The sequence below is a fragment of the Serratia sp. ASV30 genome (assembly GCF_016428815.1).
GTDB classification, from domain to species: Bacteria; Pseudomonadota; Gammaproteobacteria; order Enterobacterales; family Enterobacteriaceae; genus Chania; species Chania fonticola_C.
This window is the reverse complement of the sequence record NZ_JAELTL010000212.1, coordinates 1-412: the sequence shown is the minus strand read 5'-3', so window position 1 is coordinate 412 and position 412 is coordinate 1. Positions and strand designations below refer to the sequence as shown.

Annotated in this window: 1 pseudogene; it reads right to left on the bottom strand. The window is 32.3% G+C overall.

From position 1 onward, the window contains the following. Positions 1–182, bottom strand: a pseudogene (locus JHD74_RS26780) (hypothetical protein); the annotation flags it as partial. Between the last annotated feature and the right edge of the window lie 230 nt (positions 183–412).

Sequence of the window (412 nt, the reverse complement as noted above, 5' to 3'; positions counted from 1 at the left end):
AAGGTACAGAGAGAAGAAAAATTACTACTTTCTTCCTTAGACAAACTACCATTATCAACAATAACAGGTGTTACATCTTGCTTTAGAAGTTCGCTGACTAAACACTTAACATTACCAATATCAGGATTAAATGTCACAATCACAGCATATATATTTCTTTTAATTATCAAACCATTTACCATTTTAATGAATTCCGGAATTAATAATCACAACTTAAAAATGCCACTTATGATTCTTATTTATCTTGTGATAAATAAGAAATTACCGTTTCACATTGTCTGTCCCAAGAAAGATGCCTTTCCGCATAGGCCCTCATTTTCATAGGTGTATCAACTGGTAACTCTTGATACCATTTAATTATAGCATCAAGATCAATATCGCCTTCGTCTGCACTCACATCATAAACAAAGTC